Annotated in this window: 14 protein-coding genes; 9 read left to right on the forward strand and 5 right to left on the reverse strand. The window is 48.2% G+C overall.

The features are described 5' to 3' along the window. Window positions 1-91, forward strand: a 91-nt coding sequence (locus H8K36_RS17820; protein WP_186917702.1) for an IS3 family transposase, incomplete at its 5' end; no start/stop codon positions are given. A 55-nt stretch (window positions 92-146) separates the two neighbouring features. Here the strand turns inward: H8K36_RS17820 and H8K36_RS17825 are convergent. The 4 genes from H8K36_RS17825 to garD form a co-directional block, all read right to left on the reverse strand. Further along, window positions 147-953: a LytR/AlgR family response regulator transcription factor gene (locus tag H8K36_RS17825; RefSeq protein WP_186917933.1), complete on the reverse strand. Its 807-nt coding sequence runs from the start codon at window positions 951-953 to the stop codon at window positions 147-149. A 7-nt stretch (window positions 954-960) separates the two neighbouring features. Next, entirely contained in the window at window positions 961-2061 is a 1101-nt protein-coding gene (locus H8K36_RS17830) for a sensor histidine kinase (protein WP_186917932.1), read from the reverse strand. Between the two features lie 258 nt (window positions 2062-2319). Next, on the reverse strand, window positions 2320-3138 hold the full coding sequence (locus tag H8K36_RS17835) for an NAD-dependent epimerase/dehydratase family protein (protein ID WP_186917931.1): 819 nt from the start codon (window positions 3136-3138) through the stop codon (window positions 2320-2322). A 58-nt stretch (window positions 3139-3196) separates the two neighbouring features. Continuing rightward, on the reverse strand, window positions 3197-4759 hold the full coding sequence (garD, locus tag H8K36_RS17840; RefSeq protein ID WP_186917930.1) for a galactarate dehydratase: 1563 nt from the start codon (window positions 4757-4759) through the stop codon (window positions 3197-3199). Between the two features lie 442 nt (window positions 4760-5201). Here garD and H8K36_RS17845 point away from each other — a divergent pair, with 442 nt between their 5' ends. The 7 genes from H8K36_RS17845 to H8K36_RS17875 all read left to right on the forward strand — a co-directional run bounded on the left by H8K36_RS17845 (window position 5202) and on the right by H8K36_RS17875 (window position 15949). Next, window positions 5202-5900: a FadR/GntR family transcriptional regulator gene (locus H8K36_RS17845; protein WP_186917929.1), complete on the forward strand. Its 699-nt coding sequence runs from the start codon at window positions 5202-5204 to the stop codon at window positions 5898-5900. A 252-nt stretch (window positions 5901-6152) separates the two neighbouring features. Continuing rightward, window positions 6153-8858 (forward strand): TonB-dependent receptor plug domain-containing protein, encoded by a 2706-nt coding sequence (locus tag H8K36_RS17850; protein WP_186917928.1) that lies wholly within the window; start codon window positions 6153-6155, stop codon window positions 8856-8858. Between the two features lie 83 nt (window positions 8859-8941). Next, on the forward strand, window positions 8942-9817 hold the full coding sequence (locus tag H8K36_RS17855) for a rhamnogalacturonan acetylesterase (protein ID WP_230404800.1): 876 nt from the start codon (window positions 8942-8944) through the stop codon (window positions 9815-9817). Further along, window positions 9817-12621, forward strand: coding sequence for a pectinesterase family protein (locus tag H8K36_RS17860; RefSeq protein WP_230404803.1), 2805 nt, complete (start codon window positions 9817-9819; stop codon window positions 12619-12621). Before H8K36_RS17855 ends, H8K36_RS17860 begins: the two co-directional genes overlap by 1 nt. Before the next feature lie 13 nt (window positions 12622-12634). Continuing rightward, window positions 12635-14491 carry a glycoside hydrolase family 28 protein gene (locus H8K36_RS17865; RefSeq protein ID WP_186917927.1) on the forward strand — a complete coding sequence of 619 codons (1857 nt, stop codon included), beginning with the start codon at window positions 12635-12637 and terminating at the stop codon, window positions 14489-14491. Window positions 14492-14823: 332 nt separating this feature from the next. After that, the gene (locus H8K36_RS17870) at window positions 14824-15330 is read left to right on the forward strand and encodes a DMP19 family protein (RefSeq protein ID WP_186917926.1); all 507 of its coding nucleotides are present in this window, start codon (window positions 14824-14826) and stop codon (window positions 15328-15330) included. A gap of 88 nt (window positions 15331-15418) precedes the next feature. Then, entirely contained in the window at window positions 15419-15949 is a 531-nt protein-coding gene (locus H8K36_RS17875; RefSeq protein ID WP_186917925.1) for an REP-associated tyrosine transposase, read from the forward strand. Between the two features lie 42 nt (window positions 15950-15991). Here H8K36_RS17875 and H8K36_RS17880 read toward each other — a convergent pair whose 3' ends face one another. Next, the gene (locus H8K36_RS17880) at window positions 15992-16552 is read right to left on the reverse strand and encodes a hypothetical protein (protein WP_186917924.1); all 561 of its coding nucleotides are present in this window, start codon (window positions 16550-16552) and stop codon (window positions 15992-15994) included. A 443-nt stretch (window positions 16553-16995) separates the two neighbouring features. On the opposite strand from H8K36_RS17880, the gene H8K36_RS17885 reads away from it, so the two are divergent. Further along, window positions 16996-17562, forward strand: coding sequence for a hypothetical protein (locus tag H8K36_RS17885; RefSeq protein WP_186917923.1), 567 nt, complete (start codon window positions 16996-16998; stop codon window positions 17560-17562). The last annotated feature ends 6 nt before the right edge of the window (window positions 17563-17568 follow it).

Consider the following 17568-nt stretch of genomic DNA (forward strand, 5'->3'; position numbering starts at 1 on the left):
ATACATTCACTACTATAATCACGAGCGAATCAAACTAAAACTGAAAGGGCTGAGTCCTGTTCAATACAGAAATCAGCCCTCCTATGTATAACTAACAAACTGTCCAACTTTTTGGGGTCAGTTCACACGCCATCCTTTTTTATTTTCTACATTTGTTTGAATAAATGCGCGTAGACGCGACTCACCTGAATTTTTTGCTTACTACCTTTGAGTTGCAGCGTCAGTTTGCCGCTTTCGTCGCGATTGGCGAGTTCTAGAGAGCGCGTATTGATGATGTAGCCACGATGTACCTGCCAGAAGACTTCAGGATCAAGTTGTGCAAGTAGCTCACGCAAACTCATACGTATCAACACCGACTGCTCTGCCGTGACCACATTGATATACTTGTCTGTGGCTTCGAAGTACAGCACATCACCGACCGGAATCATGCGAATTTGGTTGCCGACCGCAGCGCGTACCATGCTGAGGCGTTCTGTCTTGGGCGCGAGACCAGAAAGCGCTGGGTTGAGCTTACTTAGTTGCGCCATTAATTGACCAAGTTCATCAGGGCGCTCGTCTTGCGAGCTGAACTTCGCTTGGAGTCGCTGTACCGTTTTTGAGATGCGTACATCACTAATCGGTTTCAACACATAGTCGATCGCCTCGTGCTCAAAGGCTTGAATTGCGTACTCGTCGTAGGCAGTGACGAAAACGATGAGTGGAAACGGTTTATCCCCCGGCCATTCATCTGCCAATTCTTCAGCGACTTCTAAGCCTGTTTTCCCCGGCATTTTGATGTCGAGAAAAATAATATCGGGGAACTCTTTGAGCGCGTGGTTGACTGCTTCGATACCATTCTCAGCGATGCCGCAGAATCTGAGTTCGGGCCACAGGCGTTCTAAGGTTTTTTTGAGCGTTAAGGCTAAGATTTCTTCGTCTTCCGCGATCAAGGCGCGTGGAGTTGAATGGTTCATCGTTGACCTAGATAGAGTTTGAATTTAATGGCAAGCGCAGTTCCGCAAGGACGCCACAGGGTTGATTATTGACTAGCGTGAAGCTCGCTTTTTCGCCATACAAGGCCAATACACGTTCACGAATATTGGCATTGCCGACATGGCTTTGGTGGTCCGGTGCTCGATAGTTTTCATCGTAATCCGCTGGCAATCCTAAACCGGTATCACCCACCGTCAATATCAGACATTGATGTTCCATTTTGACGCTGACCGTGACTTTGCCGCCTTCCACCTTAGGTTCAAGACCGTGTTTAATTGCGTTCTCTACGAGCGGTTGTAGCAACATGGGCGCGATTTCTTTACCCTCGAGTTCAACTGGTAAATCGATGGCATAAGTTAAGCGTTTCCCCATACGAATCGCGAGTAATTCGAGATAGGCATGCATCAATTCGAATTCATGCTTGAGCGTGGTTTTCTCGGTACGTGCGGAATTGAGCGTTGCCCGCAGGTAGCGAATCAGCTGCTCCAACATGTATTGAGCACGTTCTGTATCGATCGCGATTAGACCCTGTAAGTTCGCCAGCGTATTAAACAACATGTGTGGCTCAATTTGCGCTTGTAATAGCTGGAGTTGCGCTTGCAAGGCTTGGCGCTCAATGGCGGCAGTACGCGCTTTTTCTTTTTCTTGGGCGAGCTTGATGTCGTTTAGTTTGTTTTGGTTCCAGAAGAAGATGCCGGCGAAGAGGCTGATAAATGCACTCACGACGATCGGTGCTCGGTTGCCGCTTTGCATCAGTGTGACAAAACTGGGCGCATCAATTCCATACAAGAAAAGGCCAATAGAGCTTCCAATGAAATAGCCGACAGGTGCGGCAGCGATGCAAATCAACATAAACGCAATGCGATTGGGTTCTTGCTTTCGCCAAATGAGGTAGCTCGACAACGAGATCACGACATTAATGGAAAAACCAATGAGCATGGAAAACACCCACACCATGAAGAAGCCTTGCTTGGAGTGTAAAACTAACTTAACGAAAACAGCGATTAAAGTGTTTAACGCCACCATCATGCCGACCTCGCGCATGATTTTTTCTCTAGTGAGTGTATTAAAACGATCGGTGATCTTCATCTGAGTCCTGTTCTACTAAGCCTATGGCGATGTGGCCACGTCGAAGTATAAAGCTTAGGCTAAGGACTAGGCTAGGAGAAAAGTTTGCGACAAAATCGCGAAAAACGTCGCCAATGGAGATTGATTGGCGTGAAGCGGGAAGCGTCGTAGACAAGAAAAGAGCGAGGTGGCACTTTGTGGGAAGTGCTTACGCTCGCTCAAATGGGGGTGATAAACGGTAATTCGTGGTGAATAATGTTTTTGTTTAGGTGATGCGAATTACTTGTATTGTGGCCCTGTTAGTAAGAAACCACCGCCTTGATAGATGGTAGTGATATCGTCCGCCGCAGGGTAGTCGCTACTGTCAGGGAATTTATGCGCAAATACTGTTGAGCTGTCTTTGGCTTGGAAGCCGAGATGAGCCGCATAGCGATTGTCCCACCAACTTGCTGGGTTATTCGACACGCCAAAACTAATGGTGTGGCCGACACGTGGTGCAAACACTGCACAGCGTAAGAGTTCAACTAAATCGTTGTAGCTGAGGTAAGTCACCATCATGCGCTTGTTGATCGGCTCTGGGAATGAGGAGCCGATGCGGATACAGACGGTTTCAAGGCCAAAGCGGTCGTAGTAGTATCGCGACAGGCTTTCACCAAAACATTTACTGATGCCATACATGCCATCGGGGCGCGTAGGCATACTAGCGTCGATATAGTCTGTGGTCTTGTAATAGCCAACGACATGGTTAGAGCTGGCAAAGATCACGCGCTTTACTTTTGCTAGGTGCACTGCTTCATAAATATTGTAAGTGCCTTGAATATTCGCTGCCATGATGGCTTCAAAGTTGTTTTCTGTGGAGATGCCACCGAAATGCAACACAACGTCGACATCTTTCATTAATTCGTGCACGGCGGCTTTGTTGGAGAGATCGCACTGTACGATTTCTTCACCTTCTTGCGCATCGCCCATCGGGCTGATGTCAGAGAGGCGAATGATATCGGCCCAAGGCTTGATACGTTCGCGCAAAATTTTACCTAAGCCGCCAGCCGCGCCAGTGAGAAGAATGCGTTTAAAAGGTTTGATTGGTGCAGTACTCATGACTTCCTCAAATTTAAGTTTAGCTTTACAGAGATGAATTCGGTGAATGTAGGGGAGATTAGGTAATCGGTGCAGGGTTAAACAGCACTAAAGAGTTGTGCAGTTTCCAGTGCTCAGCCCATGTTTTCTTACCGCTGGCGACATCGAGCATAAAGTGGAATAACTCCCAACCTACGTCGCTAATGCTACTTTCGCCACTGGCGATTTTGCCAGCGTTTATGTCCATTAAATCATGCCAACGTTTAGCGAGATCGTTACGTGTGGCGACTTTGACGACAGGTACAGCAGCTAAACCATAAGGTGTACCGCGACCTGTGGTGAACACATGCATATTCATGCCTGCCGCGAGCTGTAAAGTACCGCAAATAAAATCGCTGGCAGGGGTAGCAGCATAGATCAAACCTTTGCTTGTCAATTTTTCGCCAGGTGATAACACACCGGTAATCGCGCTGCTACCGGATTTGACGATAGAGCCCATAGCTTTTTCGACGATATTGGATAAGCCACCTTTTTTGTTGCCTGGTGTAGTGTTAGCGCTACGATCGACGCCGCCGCGCTTCAAGTAATTATCGTACCACTCCATTTCACGAATCATGGCAGCGGCAATTTCTGGGGTGGCGGCACGGGAGGTCAGTTGGTCGATGCCATCACGCACCTCGGTCACTTCTGAAAACATCACAGTAGCGCCAGCGCGTACTAGTAGATCTGTGGCAAAGCCGACGGCAGGGTTGGCGGTCACACCGGAAAACGCATCGCTACCACCGCATTGCACGCCAATCACCAGATCAGAGGCAGGGCAGGTTTCGCGACGACGTCGATTCAAAACTTCGAGTTGTTGCTCCGCAGTTGCCATGATCGATTGAATCATCGAATCAAAACCCACATGTTCAGCATCTTGCAAACAAACGACGACCGGTTCAAAAGAATTGGTGTTGGCGCTTTGAATAGGAATGGCAGCCTTCGGAAATAAGCGATTCGGTTGCAGTTTTTCGCAGCCCAAGCTCACCACCATGGCTTGTCCGCCAAAGTTAGGGTTGAGACTAATATTACGTACCGTTCGAATGGGGATTTGCGCATCAGGTGAGTCAATCGCTACACCACAACCATAGGTATGATCGAGACCAATCACATCATCCACGTGCGGATATTTTGGGAGTAATTCTTGTTTGATGCGTTTGACAGCAAATTCGACTACACCGGCCACACATTGCACGGTAGTGGTGATCGCTAAAATATTGCGCGTACCCACGCTGCCATCGGCGTTACGGAAACCCTGGAAGGTATAGCCCTCGAGTGCGGTGGTTTCTGCCGCTGGACGGTTGGCAATAGGCAGATCTTCTAAAGTACGTGCAGGTGGAAGTTGGACTAAGGCTTCTTGTATCCAGCGACCACGTTCTATGTTTTCTGTGGCGAAACCGATGGTCACGTTATAGCGAATGATTTTCTCTTGCGCGCCGATATCAGACAAAGCGACTTTATGGCCCTGTGGAACGTATTCTTTCAAAACCAAACCGCAGGGAAATACGGTGCCCGCTGCGAGTCCACCATCATTGACGACGATGGCGACATTGTCGTTGTCATGCATGCGAATATACAGCGGTGTGAGCGTTTCGTTTGCCATGTTGATCTCTTGTCCTTTTCTCTTTTCCCGACCGCACTACAACGAACGCGAGGTTCAATCTTGAGTTAGCGATCGGTTGATCTGCTCAAGCACAGACGAACTTCTCAACTCAAATTTAGATCGCTCGCAATAACTGCATTTCGGTCTTATGTTTTCGATGCGGCATCGGCTTGCATGAGTAGACCTGTCATTAGTAGACCAATTTCATAATCGGTCTGACCACTCATTTAAGGCGGTGCTGCACCCATTCTTCTTGGCAAGTACTCGCATTGGTATGAGCGGAGAGGCGAAAAAACGATGTCTATTCGCTCGAACCTAAGCTTATTTTTATTGGTTGTTGTGGCGAGTATGCCATTTAAAAAAATATTTGGCTAGTCCAGATTGCAAAATTGGTCGAACCAATTTAGAATGGCCTGACCAAATACAACATCGTGTTTTTATTATGATAAGAAAAGCCTCTGCAGCTACTGAGCAATCCGGCCACGAGCCGCGCTTGTATCGCGTAGTGGCCGACAAGATCCAAGTCTTAATTCAGGATGAAAGTATCGGTGCTGGAGAGCGTTTGCCGTCGGAGCGAGATTTGGCGGCGAAGTTATCTGTCAGCCGTGCTTCATTGCGCGAGGCGATCTTGGCTTTGGAATTAGGTGGCGTGGTGGAAGTGCGTGGCGGGTCTGGCGTGTATATCAGTGAGCAAGTTCAAGAGCCCGACGTGCCAGAAGTGGGTCCGGGGCCGTTTGAAGTGTTGTCGGCGCGCCGTTTGATTGAGCCTGAAGTGGCTGCAATCGCTGCGCGGGTGGCGACAGATGGTGCGATTGATACGATTTTGAAAGCGGCGTTGGAAATGGAGAAGCATCATGCTGACCAGTCCAGCAACGAGCGTGCAGATAGAGAATTCCATTTGTCGATTGCGAGGGCAACTGGCAATAGTGCTTTGGTTGGAACGGTTGAATATTTGTGGGATCAACGTGGTCGTTTATGGCATCGCTTGAAGGAGCATTTTCAAACGGAAGAATTACGCCATGTCACTTTGACTGACCATCGCGATATTTTAGAAGCGATTGCGGCGCATGATCCCGCAGCAGCACGTAAAGCGATGCGAGCACATTTAGAGCGAGTGACACGGACCTTCTCGCGCGGTTGAAGCAAGCCTGAGTAGCTGTAGAGAGGTGAAAGTTTTAGTGGTTTTAGTAGTTTTAGTGTTGAGAAGTGATGCAAGAAAATGGTAGGGCTGATCACACCTGCATTTGTCTGGTCAGCAAATTGGACCGGCGAGACCTCGATGCGGCAAATAGCCACATCTTCGTCGACGCGGCAGAGAGTACGCGAGGTGCTCCAACTAGGGTTTTTTGCTCATCCCCATATGAGTGTCTATTAAAATTAGTAGGAGACAATAATGAAAACGAACAAGAAGACCAGCTTGCAACAGCTGACCTTATCCGCTATCACAGTCGCAGTCTTGGGTGTTATTAGTCAAAGCCAAGCACTGGCGCAAGAACCTTTGCGGGTGGAAGTGACAGGTTCCTCCATCAAACGTTTGGCAAGTGAAGCTTCACTACCGATTACTTCGGTAACTGGCGAAGAGTTAGAAAAACGCGGCATGACAACTTTGGCCGATTTGATGATGGCTTTGCCTCAGTCAAATTCTTTAGCGCCTTCTAATGCAGGTTCCGGCACCAACGTTAACTTGCGCGGCTTGGGCGTTAACCGCACTTTGGTATTGCTGAATGGTCGCCGCCTAGCCAATGAAGCGATTGCCGATGGTTATGCCAATCTCGACGTGATCCCGATGAGCGCGATCGCACGCGTTGAAGTGTTGAACGACGGCGCTTCATCTATCTACGGTTCAGACGCCATCGGTGGTGTCGTCAATTTCATCACAAAGCGTGAATACAATGGTGCTTCCGTTACAGCGCAAGCGGTACAACCGCAGCGTGACGGTGGTGCAGACGAACAACGCGTGAGCTTCATCATTGGTACGGGCGATTTGCAAAAAGATGGATGGAATATTTATGCAACGGCCGATGCCCATCGTCGTAGCCGCCTGTTGGGCTCTGATCGCGCTGAGTTGAGTTCTGCAGAGTTATTGACCAGTATTGGTCGTGCGCCATCTTTGGCCAGTGGCGGTTTCGCGATGCCGGCGAACTTTACTATCCCAAGTAACAAAGCCTTCGCTGCGGCTAACCCATACTATTCAACGGGTTGCGTGGCACCTTACTCGATTCAAGGCGGTAAGAATACCTGTGTTATTAACAATCAAACCTATAACACCGCCTTATATGCGAATGATCAACTGACCTTCTTCACAAAAGCGACGAAACGTATTAGCGATGATCATACTATCTCCTTGGAATACAACCGTGGTGAAGAGCATATCTTTGGCACAAAAATTCCAACGACTAGCTTAGCCGCCAACGGCGTTACGGCATTGTTGCCTTCGACCAGTAAGTGGTATCCAGGCGGCAGTGGCGGTGTGCCAAAAGTGACAGGCGTAACAGGCGCACCTTTGTTGGTGACTTGGAGTGTTGCGGACTTAGGCGCTTACACGACCAAAGATGAACAGATCAATCAACGTTGGAATTTGAGTGACGAAGGCGTGATCGCTGGTTGGGACTACAAAGCTGGTTTGGTGGTCGGTATTAGCGATCGTATTGGTTACTTAGATTCTGGTGCTGTCGATGGTGCCAAGCTCATCGCAGGTATTACGAATGGCACATTGAACCCATTTGGGTTGCAAGATGCTACAGGTAAAGCCTACCTCGATAGCATTGGTCTGAACGGCCAGAAATTGCGCGTTTCTAAGAGTACATACACCGGTTTGGAACTGACACTCAACAAAGCAGTGATGAAATTACCTGCTGGTGATGTTGGCTTGGCGGTTGGCTTAGATTTTCATCGTGATACAACCGAAGATACCAAAACAGAATTAGGTAACTTGGCGACTTATGCGGGCTCAGTTCCTTCTCACGGTCAAGGTGCACGCAATGTAGCGGCTTTGTATGCTGAGGTTGAAGTGCCGGTGACTAAAGAATTGAACTTGAACTTGGCGGTGCGTGACGATCATTTCAGCGACTTCGGCAACACAGTGAATCCAAAAGCGAGCTTCCGTTATCAACCGAACTCTGTGGTGATGTTCCGTGGTTCAGCTAATACTGGTTTCCGCGCACCGACTTTGTTCGACCGTTACGGCTATCGTTTGCCAGGCGCCACCACAACAACGGGTGCGGCATGGGATGATCCAGTGCAATGTCCAGGCCCAACGCCAGCTATTGCTGGTACAGGTAAAGCCTTGCCAGGTTTGGTGTCGGCAACAGTGTGTAATGTGAAATTGCCAAAACAAACTGGTAGTAATGCCGAGTTGATTCCAGAAACCTCTGTGGGCGGCACGCTTGGTATGGTGGTTGAGCCAATGAAGAATTTGACGGTGTCTGTAGACTACTGGCGTATCACGATGGATAAGATGTTGGCCAATTTGCCGGAGCAAGCTTACTTCTTAGATCCAGTGAAGTATGCCGATTTGTTTGTGCGCGATGCGACGGGCAAATTGTTGTACATTAAAAACGTGACGATGAACCTCGGTGGTCAAAAAGCAGCAGGCTTGGATTTGGCTGCAAACTATAGCTATCCAACAGAGGGTTGGGGTACGTTTAAAGTTAGTTTGAATGGCACTTATCTGACACAGTTTGATAATCAGTTGGAAAAAGGTGGTGCTTGGGCCTCCAACATCGGTCGTTTCGGTTTGGCAAGTAACGGCACGACAAGCAGCTTGCCTATCATTACTTTCCGTTGGAAACATACCTTGGCTCTGAACTGGATGAAAGGTGATTGGGCTGCGCAGTTGACACAGAACTACAATACTGGGTACCACGATCAAAACTTGGTCGCAGCGCAGTACTTCCGTGATATCAAACCCTATCAAGTGTTCAACCTGACTGGCACTTATCGTGGTTTTAAAAACTTCACGATTGTGGCTGGTCTGACGAATCTGTTTGATGTCAATCCGCCTGTGACTAATCACAGTGGTTATAACGGTTATTTGAGTAGCGCCGCTAGTCCGATTGGTCGTGCATTCAATACCCGTATCACTTATACCTTCTATTGATCGGTCATACCCGCGATCTGCTTGAAACAGATCGCGGTTTTTTTTTGATCTCGTTCATCATTGATTGATCACCGGTATTCATCATGGCATTTCAGGTTCAATTGAAACAAAGATGGCAAAGCTTGGGCCTTGCGCTCTCACTTCTCATGCTCGGTGCCTGCGCGCCTATCAGCGAGCTTCAAGCAAACAAACAAGAGAGCGAGCAAGCGATACGCATCGTCTTGGTTGGTGACTCTACCATGGCAACCAAGAGCGGCTATGGCGATGCGTTATGCGAGCGTTTTACGCCAGCAGTGCAGTGCATTAATCTTGCTCGCGGCGGTCGTAGTTCTGGCAGTTTTCGTGCTGAAGGCTTATGGAAACAAGTCGAAGATTTACTCAAAGATCAATCAGGGCGTAAGACGTTCGTCTTGATCCAGTTTGGGCACAATGATCAACCTGGAAAGCCAGGACGCTCGACTGACTTAGCGACGGAATTTCCCGTCAATATGGCGCGCTATGTAGATGAAGTACGCGCTTGGAATGGTGTACCTGTACTAGTCACACCCTTAACTCGTCGCAGCTTTCGTGCTGGCGTTTTAGAAAACAACCTCTTGCCTTGGGCACAGGCGATCGAGAAGATAGGGCAGGAACGTCATGCTACTGTGTTGCCACTCAATGCAAAAAGTTATGCGGCAGTACAAACGATGGGGGAGGCAGAGGCGGACACCTTAGCAGTAGCGCCTCCACCGGTAGTGAATAAGCAAGTGGATGAAGCAGGTTCAAGCAGACCTGATATCGCAAAGTTAGAGCCTCAGGGCGCGCCAAAGTCTGCTTTTGATCGCACCCACGTGGGTCGCAAAGGTGCTGTCTTTTTCGCCGACATGGTGTTGCGTGAATTGATGCAGGCGTATCCAGAAACCAAGGCCTTGGTTGGGCCAGCCTTGACGACTGAAGTAGCAAAAGAAGGAAGTAAATAATGAAGTCCTTAAGCTTGAAATTGCTGATGTGCGCTTTGCCTTTCAGTTCGTTTTTATCTGCAGCCAGTTTTGCGCAAGATAGTCGGCAAGTGATCGAACCCCGTATGCCTGCGGTATGCACGGTGTTAACCGCGACGCAAGCAGCGAAAGACGTGGCAGAAAGTACCATCGTCGACACTCAAAAAATCCAAGCTGCGCTCGATCAATGCCCACAAGGACAGGCCGTGCAGTTAGCGGCAAATAATGAGCGAGATAGTTTTATTGCTGGACCACTACGTATTCCTTCCGGTGTTTCTTTGCGCATTGATCGCGAGGTGATCTTGTATGCCAGCACAGATCCAAGTTTGTTTGAGCGTGGTGATAAGTTTGGCGCATGTGGCGTCAACGCAGAAAAAGGCCGTCAATGTTTGCCCTTTATTCGCATAGAAGATGCGAAGTCCTCAGGCTTGTACGGCCCCGGCACGATTGATGGACAAGGTGCTGCTTTGGTTAAAGGTAAAACCGAATCGTGGTGGCAAATGGCGCGCCGTGCTCAGCGTGAAAACAATGAACACAATGTGCCGCGTTTGATCGAAGTCAATCGCTCGCAAGACATTACTTTCTATCAGCTACGCCTACAAAACTCTCCCAATTTTCATGTGACTTTGAATCGGGTTGATGGTTTTACTGCATGGGCAGTGGTGATCGATACGCCCGCCACTTCGCGTAATACTGATGGTATTGATCCGATTTCGTCGCGCAATATTACGGTGGCACATAGTTATATCCGCACCGGTGACGACAACATCGCGATTAAAGGAGGAAGTAGTGGAGTGGTCGAGAATGTCTCCATCTTGAATAATCATTTCTATAGCGGCCATGGCATGTCGATTGGTAGTGAAACGAATGGTGGCGTGCGCAATGTCTTAGTACGCGATCTAAGTATGCAAGGCACCACTTCTGGCTTACGCATCAAGAGCGATGTTTCACGAGGTGGCGTGGTCGAACATATTCGATACGAAAACGTCTGTCTAAAAGATATTAAACGCCCCATTGATATCGACACGCATTACAACCCCAAGGCGATTGGCCGGTCTGTACCATATTATCGCGATATCGTGATGGAGAACGTGCACAGCCTAAGCCCAGGACAAATCATTTTGCGCGGCTACGATGCGCAAAATCCGCTGCGTTTGCAGATGAAACAAGTCAGTGTAGCGGCGACTTCATTAGCAACACAAACCGTCGCCTTCGCTGAGATCAACGTCGATGGTAGGCCGCAATCCTTCCTTGAAGAAAGCAAACGTATTGAATTGCCTACCGTGAGTGAGAGTACTTGCGCAGGTAAGTTCGCCGATTTCCCGGCGGTGCAAAAGAAGGATGTTCGCCCCCAGCTCACTGCCCAACAATCAGCATTGTTCAGCATTGAAGAAGTGCTTAAGCGTGTTGGTGAAGCAGGCAAAGAAAAGTTAGACCCATGGAACCCATTAAACGATGACTTAGTGCGCGCCTCAGATCTGAAGGCCGACTATGTGGTCGACCGCCGCTTGAAAGCCGATGGCATCCGTGTATTTCATAGTGTGCAAGCTGCAGTCAATCAAGCTTTGCTCGATGGCAGAAAACTGCAAGCTAAGACGGCAGGCAATAAACGTTTATGGATAGAACTTGCGCCTGATACTTATCGAGAACTCTTGTATGTGCCTGTGACCGCGGTTCCGATCACCTTGTTTTCAAAAAATGAAGATGCGCGTCAAACAAAGATCGTCGCCAATCTACATGCGGCATTACTGGGCCGTGCTTATATCAGCCGTTTCGCCAAGCAGTTTGAAAGTGTAGACCCTAGCATTGTCGAGATGTTCAATAGCATCAAAGACAGGCCAGTGATCGGCACTAACGGCAGCGCAGTGGCGTGGATACGCGGTGACGGTTTTCAAGTCAAAAACATCACGATTGAAAACGCCTACAACAAAGAAGCGATCGATACCTCAGCCGAATGTCCGAATAGCAGTTGCGGCGCAACAGCGGGTACAGCCCCGGTGGTCGTTGTGCATCACCAAGCGGTAGCGATGATGGTGGAAGGCGCAGACAAAGTTCAATTTGAAAATTTACGCCTCTTGGGTCTGCAAGATACTTTGTACTTACGTTCGACGAAACCTGGCCTCAGTGTGCGGAGTTTCTTCCATCGTTCTTATGTGGAGGGTAATGTCGATTTTATCTTCGGCGACACCACGGCTTACTTCTATCGATCTGAAATTAAGTCTATCGGTGATCGTTCCACTTCGTACGTGGCGGCACCGAACACCAATTTGCGTAGCGCCTATGGCTTCGTGTTTAACGAATGCAATTTCACACACGATGGCAGCGCCAATGCTTTAGCAGGTAAATTCTATTTGGCACGGCAATGGTTCCATACACAAAAGTGCACCCCGTATGCAGGTATCAATGTGCCGGGCTATCGTTGTGAGTTAGCCGATGTCGATGGCTATCAGGCGCCTGTTGGCACCATTAGCAAACAAGTCTTAGAAACCGTCGGTAAAGTCGTGATTTTGAATTCACGCATTGGTGCGCATATTCAAACGCAACATCCTTGGGCTGATTGGAACAAAAAAGGTAGCCTCGCTTTCCGCCCAGCGCAATATGCAGTGGCCGATTATTTTGCCAATTTAGCGGAAGTCAGCAAAGAACGCGATGCCGACTGGGTACAGCAGCTAGGCTATAGCTTACCGTTGATTATGCCAACGCCGGCTGCAGCAATATTCTTAGCTGAGTTTAACAATAGCGTAGAAGCAGCGCCCGCCACTTCGCCTGCTCATCCTTCAAAGTGAATGAAAGCTTCCTATGAATAAGCCTCAAAATAAGAATCAAACACGCCGACGCTTCCTCCAAAGCACCAGCCTAATAGGCGGCGCACTTTGCCTGCCTACGGCATGGAGCCAAAGCAAAATGGAAAGCGACCCATGGCAACGTGCGCAAAGTATCGTTGATCGTTTCGCCAAAGCTTTGCCATTTCGCGACCAAGATTTTTCAGTGCTGGAGTTCGGTGCCAAGCGATGCGAATTAGATTCGGTCAAGGCTTGGGTATCCCATGAAGAACAAGCGACATTGCCAACGCCGAAGACCGGTAGTCATGATTGTTATCCTGCATTTGCGGCTGCGATCGCCGCTTGCCATCAAGCTGGGGGCGGACGCGTCGTCATTCCTAAAGGTGATTGGTATTGTGCTGGCCCCTTGGTTTTGCTATCAAATGTGCATGTGCATTTACAAGCGGGTGCGCATATCTTCTTTAGTCATCAACCTGAACACTACGCTCAATATGGCAGTGTTGATTGTGGTGCCAATGGCCGCTTGGTGATTTCGCGTTGGCAGAGTAATGATTGCTTAAATTACTCACCGATGGTGTATGCCTTCGGACAAACCAATATTGCGCTTACAGGCGAAGATTGGAGCAGTATTCTAGACGGGCAGGGCGGAGTGCCATTTAATGAAGCTGGCGATTGTTGGTGGACTTGGAAGGGCAAACAAAAAACTATCAACTCAGTTGGACAAGACACTACGCCTAACTACAAGGCTGGCAAGATGTCGGAGAACACGGTGAATCCACTGAACGCCAAAGCTTTGTCTGACGTGGTCAATATCAGTCAAGAAGAGGCCTCCTTAATTCAAGCCGAAGGCGACCGGTGGCGCGCAGATGGTGCCTACTTGCCAGCTTTATCTGAAGCCAAAGTGCCGCTACCAAAACGTGTCTTCGGTAAAGGGCATTATCTACGCCCACCGATGATACAGTTGATCGGCTGCGATCGCGTTTGGCTGCAAGGCTATCAAGTCTGCAATACACCATTCTGGCAGCATCACCCCGTCAATTGCCGCGACATCTTGATCAAGAATGTGCTCGCGAAAAGCCACGGCCCCAATAGCGATGGTTTTGACCCCGAGGCTTGCGACAATGTCTTAGTCGAGTCCTGCACCTTCGACACCGGCGACGACTGTATTGCGATTAAAGCGGGCAAAAATCGCGATACGCAATATGGCCCTTCGCAAAATATCGTGATACAAAACTGTACCATGCAAAGCGGCCACGGCGCCGTCACCTTGGGCAGCGAAATGGCGGGCGGCATACAACATGTGTACGCACAAAACCTCTTGTTCGAGAACATGCATTGGGCGACCAACACATTGAACACCGCGATACGTCTCAAAACCAATATGAACCGCGGCGGTTTCTTACGCCACTTCTATGTACGCAACGTACGCATCCCCAACGGCGTACAAACCAGCCCATCGTTCTACGCGTCATTACCAGGTTCGCCCATCGCGTCCCGCACGGTGGCGTCCGCTGCAGGCGCTGTCGTCACCTTCGACTGTGACTACGCACCCGTGGCTGATAATGTACGTACCCGTCCACCCGAAGTGAGCCACGTACATATTTCAAATGTGACGGTCGGTAATGTGAAATCAAAAACAGGGCAACATTCCTGCTACCAAGCAATAGTGATCTTGGGCCCCGTCGCCTCGGATTACAACGGGCCTGTGCCTATGCCAACAATATTGCCCGTGCGTGATGTGGTCATTGAAAATTGCGATTTTGGTGACCCTGTCAATCAAGAGCAATACATGTACCTGTATAACGTGCAGGGATTGAAGCTAAAAAATGTAAAGATAGCTGGGAAGACGATTACGCAGGAATTTAAAGCGTAGATGGCCTTTGTGTAGTGCCCGGCTAGTAGCGTGACCAGATATTTTCGAAATGCCCGACTTGTTCGGGCATTTTTGTTTTTTATGGTTGTGTATTTGGTATGATTGCAAGGTTCGGTTAAATTTGAAATCACCTTGGCGCTTTTTGCAAAATTTTAGTACTCGGCGATTTGGCACTGGGCAGCGAAGAGTGTGTATTCATGGGGTATTGGAGAGTTTCAATGAAAAGTATTGTGCGACCATCTGGTCTTACGCCCGTCATATCACCGTCTATATCTAGTTCGGCAAAAATGCGTCGACTATTAACTCTACTTCTTGTCGGAGGCGTCGCCGCCATGAGCGAAGCAAAAGGAAAAAAATTTCTCGATTCTTATGGTGGTCAGACTGTCGATCAGCTGATTGCGATGGAATCAGACTATCGTATCGATTCCCTTGTGCTCGCTTTTGAAGGGGCGCTGCTACAGAAGCAAGAAAAGAAGAAGCTCTCGCGCATCGAGCTTGATATCTTGGCTGTCGAGGCGATGGAGCGCGAAGTTAATAATGGTGGGTATCATCAGTTTTTCCTTAATTCGTCCAAGAAGTTCGCTGCTATCCTTCCTTCTTCGCTGGAGCGAATCGGTTGCCCGGCCGCCGCCAAGATCACTTCGGATGCGCTCGCATACCTGAAGATCAGCGGCGACGTTACGGTTGCGAAGATCGATGCTGCACTGGATCGTCTAGGCGACAAAGCGATTACTGATCTCGGAAAGATGGATAATCGGTACTTCCAGAATAAAGAGGCGATAGCGGACAAACTGTTCACATACATCAAAGCGAACAAGGGTGAGATTGTACTGAAGTGAGGAAAGTCCACGTAGGTACGATTAAAGCAAAGCGTAATCGTACGCATGCATCCGCAACCCATCACAACTAATCAAAACCCATCAATCCATGCCAAATTATCGACGCGCATTTGTTGCTGGTGGGACGTGGTTTTTCACGGTGAACCTCTTGCAACGACATGGAAATAATTTGCTTGTACGAGAAATCGAATTGCTTAGGCGTGTTGTGCAACAGGTACGCCAAAAGCATCCTTTTTACATCGACGCATGGGTTGTGTTGCCAGAGCATCTCCATTGTGTCTTGACGCTGCCGCCCGGCGACAGCGATTTTAGTTTGCGCTGGCGTCTCATCAAAACCGCATTTTCTCGCGCATTGCCGAGGGAAGAAAGAATATCAGCGACCCGCCAAAAGTATGGCGAACGCGGCATTTGGCAGCGACATTATTGGGAACATTTGATCCGCGACGAGCTTGATTTCCAAAGGCATGTCGATTATGTTCACGTCAATCCTTTGAAACATGGATTGGTGAAACGTGTACGCGATTGGCCCTATTCCACCTTTCATCAACATGTTGTGAAGGAGATTTATTCCTTGGATTGGTGCGGTGATGTGGAAATACATGTTGGTGGTGGCGATTGACATATGTACGATTACGCTGCGCTTAAATCGTACCTACGGGGGTTACGTTTGCTCAATAACGATTATTAAAGCTCGCGCCTCGCAGAAATCCGTGTTTAGTGCAGCAACTCTTTTAGCGAATTCTCGATTTGTAAAGCCCAAAGCTACACCTTTTACCTCCCCTCTCGTGGAATAGCGAACGTGCTTTAGAAAAACTGGTTGGTAAAAACTTGTCGCTGGCGCCTTAGCTCTTCGTGTGAGGTAATACAGAGATGTAATCAAGGCAGCAGGCAATGCCGCAAACAGGATCATGTTGTTTGCTAGGAAGCGAGGAAGTTCATTTGCATAAATTAATGACAAACCCAAGAAGGGCCAGAAAAGACCAAAAGCAATAAGACACTTTATCAAAATGTTTTTTCGGAAACGAAGTGCCGAACGCTCACAATTGTTGCAGAAAGGGAGTTCAATTTTTAGTGTACGCTCAACGCCGCCGATAACGAAGTAGCTAATATCTTTTAATTCAGTTTCAGTTCGAAATACATTTTCTGTTGACCCACAGTTGCAGCAGGAATCCTGCGGGATTCGGAAGGGGAGGTTTTTTAATAACTCGCGTGGTGTGAACATAATCGACGTCGAACAAAATTTAAAAATAAGGAAAAGGAATTATACGAAGAATTTCAATTGAATATACATCGATTTTAGATAATTTGAACAACTCTATTTTTAAAATCAAATGAACGCACATTTCAAGAAAAACACATAGGTACGTAGGTACGATTAAAGCGCAGCGTAATCGTACGCATGCGATTGGAACCAAATACAACTAATTAAATATCGATTATGTTCACGTCAATCTTTTGAAACATGGATTGGTGAAACGCGTACGTGATTGGCCCTATTCGACCTTTCATCATCATGTTGCGAAAGGGAATTTACCCCTTGGATTGGTGCGGTGATATGGAAATGCATGTTGGTGGCGATTGGCATACGTACGATTACGCTGCGCTTTAATCGTACCTACGTGTGTTACATTATTCTCAGGATCAAACAACTCTTTCGGCCGCAACATGCAAAACAAATTCAAATCATCTTTTTCCTTAGTGATTGCCTTAGTCTGCTTCTACATTTCAAGCGCTTGCCTCGCATCTGACAATACTTCTAAGCCCTCTGATCTGATCAGGAAGATAGAAGGCGTCTATAAACATCGTTTTGGAAACGGGCTCGTCTCCGGCGAAAAATATCAATCTGAAGACATCGTTGAAATTGTGAGCTATTCCGAAGACGCGATTTATTTTAGAGCGTCATTGCAGTTCTACAATGGCCACACATGCGGCATCTCCGGAATTGCCAAGTTCTCAAATGATGCGTTCGTTTATCAGAGTGATAAATATCAAACGGAACAGAAGGTCTGCACTTTGAAAATATCTTCCAATAACGGTTCTTTGAATCTCACCGATAGAATCAACGCTGAGTCATCTTCAAGCTGCAGCGCCTATTGTGGCGCTCGGGGAAGTTTGGCGAACTACGACATTAGCCTCGCGAAAAAGCGAAATATTCGCTATATGCCGCTGATCTTGAAATCACGGCAGTATGTTGAGGCTGTTGAGGAATATCAGAAAGAGAACGGCAAATAGCTTGCG

The sequence above is a fragment of the Affinundibacterium nitidum genome (genome assembly GCF_014284155.1).
In the GTDB taxonomy this organism is placed as follows: Bacteria; Pseudomonadota; Gammaproteobacteria; order Burkholderiales; family Burkholderiaceae_D; genus Undibacterium; species Undibacterium nitidum.

Excerpts from the sequence above, each read along its gene's own strand:
- H8K36_RS17875 (WP_186917925.1), top strand. The coding sequence starts at position 15,419 with ATGCCAAATTATCGACGCGCATTTGTTGCTGGTGGGACGTGGTTTTTC.
- H8K36_RS17855 (WP_230404800.1), top strand. The coding sequence starts at position 8,942 with ATGGCATTTCAGGTTCAATTGAAACAAAGATGGCAAAGCTTGGGCCTT.
- H8K36_RS17870 (WP_186917926.1), top strand. The coding sequence starts at position 14,824 with ATGAGCGAAGCAAAAGGAAAAAAATTTCTCGATTCTTATGGTGGTCAG.
- H8K36_RS17835 (WP_186917931.1), bottom strand. The coding sequence starts at position 3,138 with ATGAGTACTGCACCAATCAAACCTTTTAAACGCATTCTTCTCACTGGC.
- H8K36_RS17825 (WP_186917933.1), bottom strand. The coding sequence starts at position 953 with ATGAACCATTCAACTCCACGCGCCTTGATCGCGGAAGACGAAGAAATC.
- H8K36_RS17885 (WP_186917923.1), top strand. The coding sequence starts at position 16,996 with ATGCAAAACAAATTCAAATCATCTTTTTCCTTAGTGATTGCCTTAGTC.
- H8K36_RS17880 (WP_186917924.1), bottom strand. The coding sequence starts at position 16,552 with ATGTTCACACCACGCGAGTTATTAAAAAACCTCCCCTTCCGAATCCCG.
- H8K36_RS17845 (WP_186917929.1), top strand. The coding sequence starts at position 5,202 with ATGATAAGAAAAGCCTCTGCAGCTACTGAGCAATCCGGCCACGAGCCG.
- H8K36_RS17865 (WP_186917927.1), top strand. The coding sequence starts at position 12,635 with ATGAATAAGCCTCAAAATAAGAATCAAACACGCCGACGCTTCCTCCAA.
- H8K36_RS17830 (WP_186917932.1), bottom strand. The coding sequence starts at position 2,061 with ATGAAGATCACCGATCGTTTTAATACACTCACTAGAGAAAAAATCATG.
- garD (WP_186917930.1), bottom strand. The coding sequence starts at position 4,759 with ATGGCAAACGAAACGCTCACACCGCTGTATATTCGCATGCATGACAAC.
- H8K36_RS17850 (WP_186917928.1), top strand. The coding sequence starts at position 6,153 with ATGAAAACGAACAAGAAGACCAGCTTGCAACAGCTGACCTTATCCGCT.
- H8K36_RS17860 (WP_230404803.1), top strand. The coding sequence starts at position 9,817 with ATGAAGTCCTTAAGCTTGAAATTGCTGATGTGCGCTTTGCCTTTCAGT.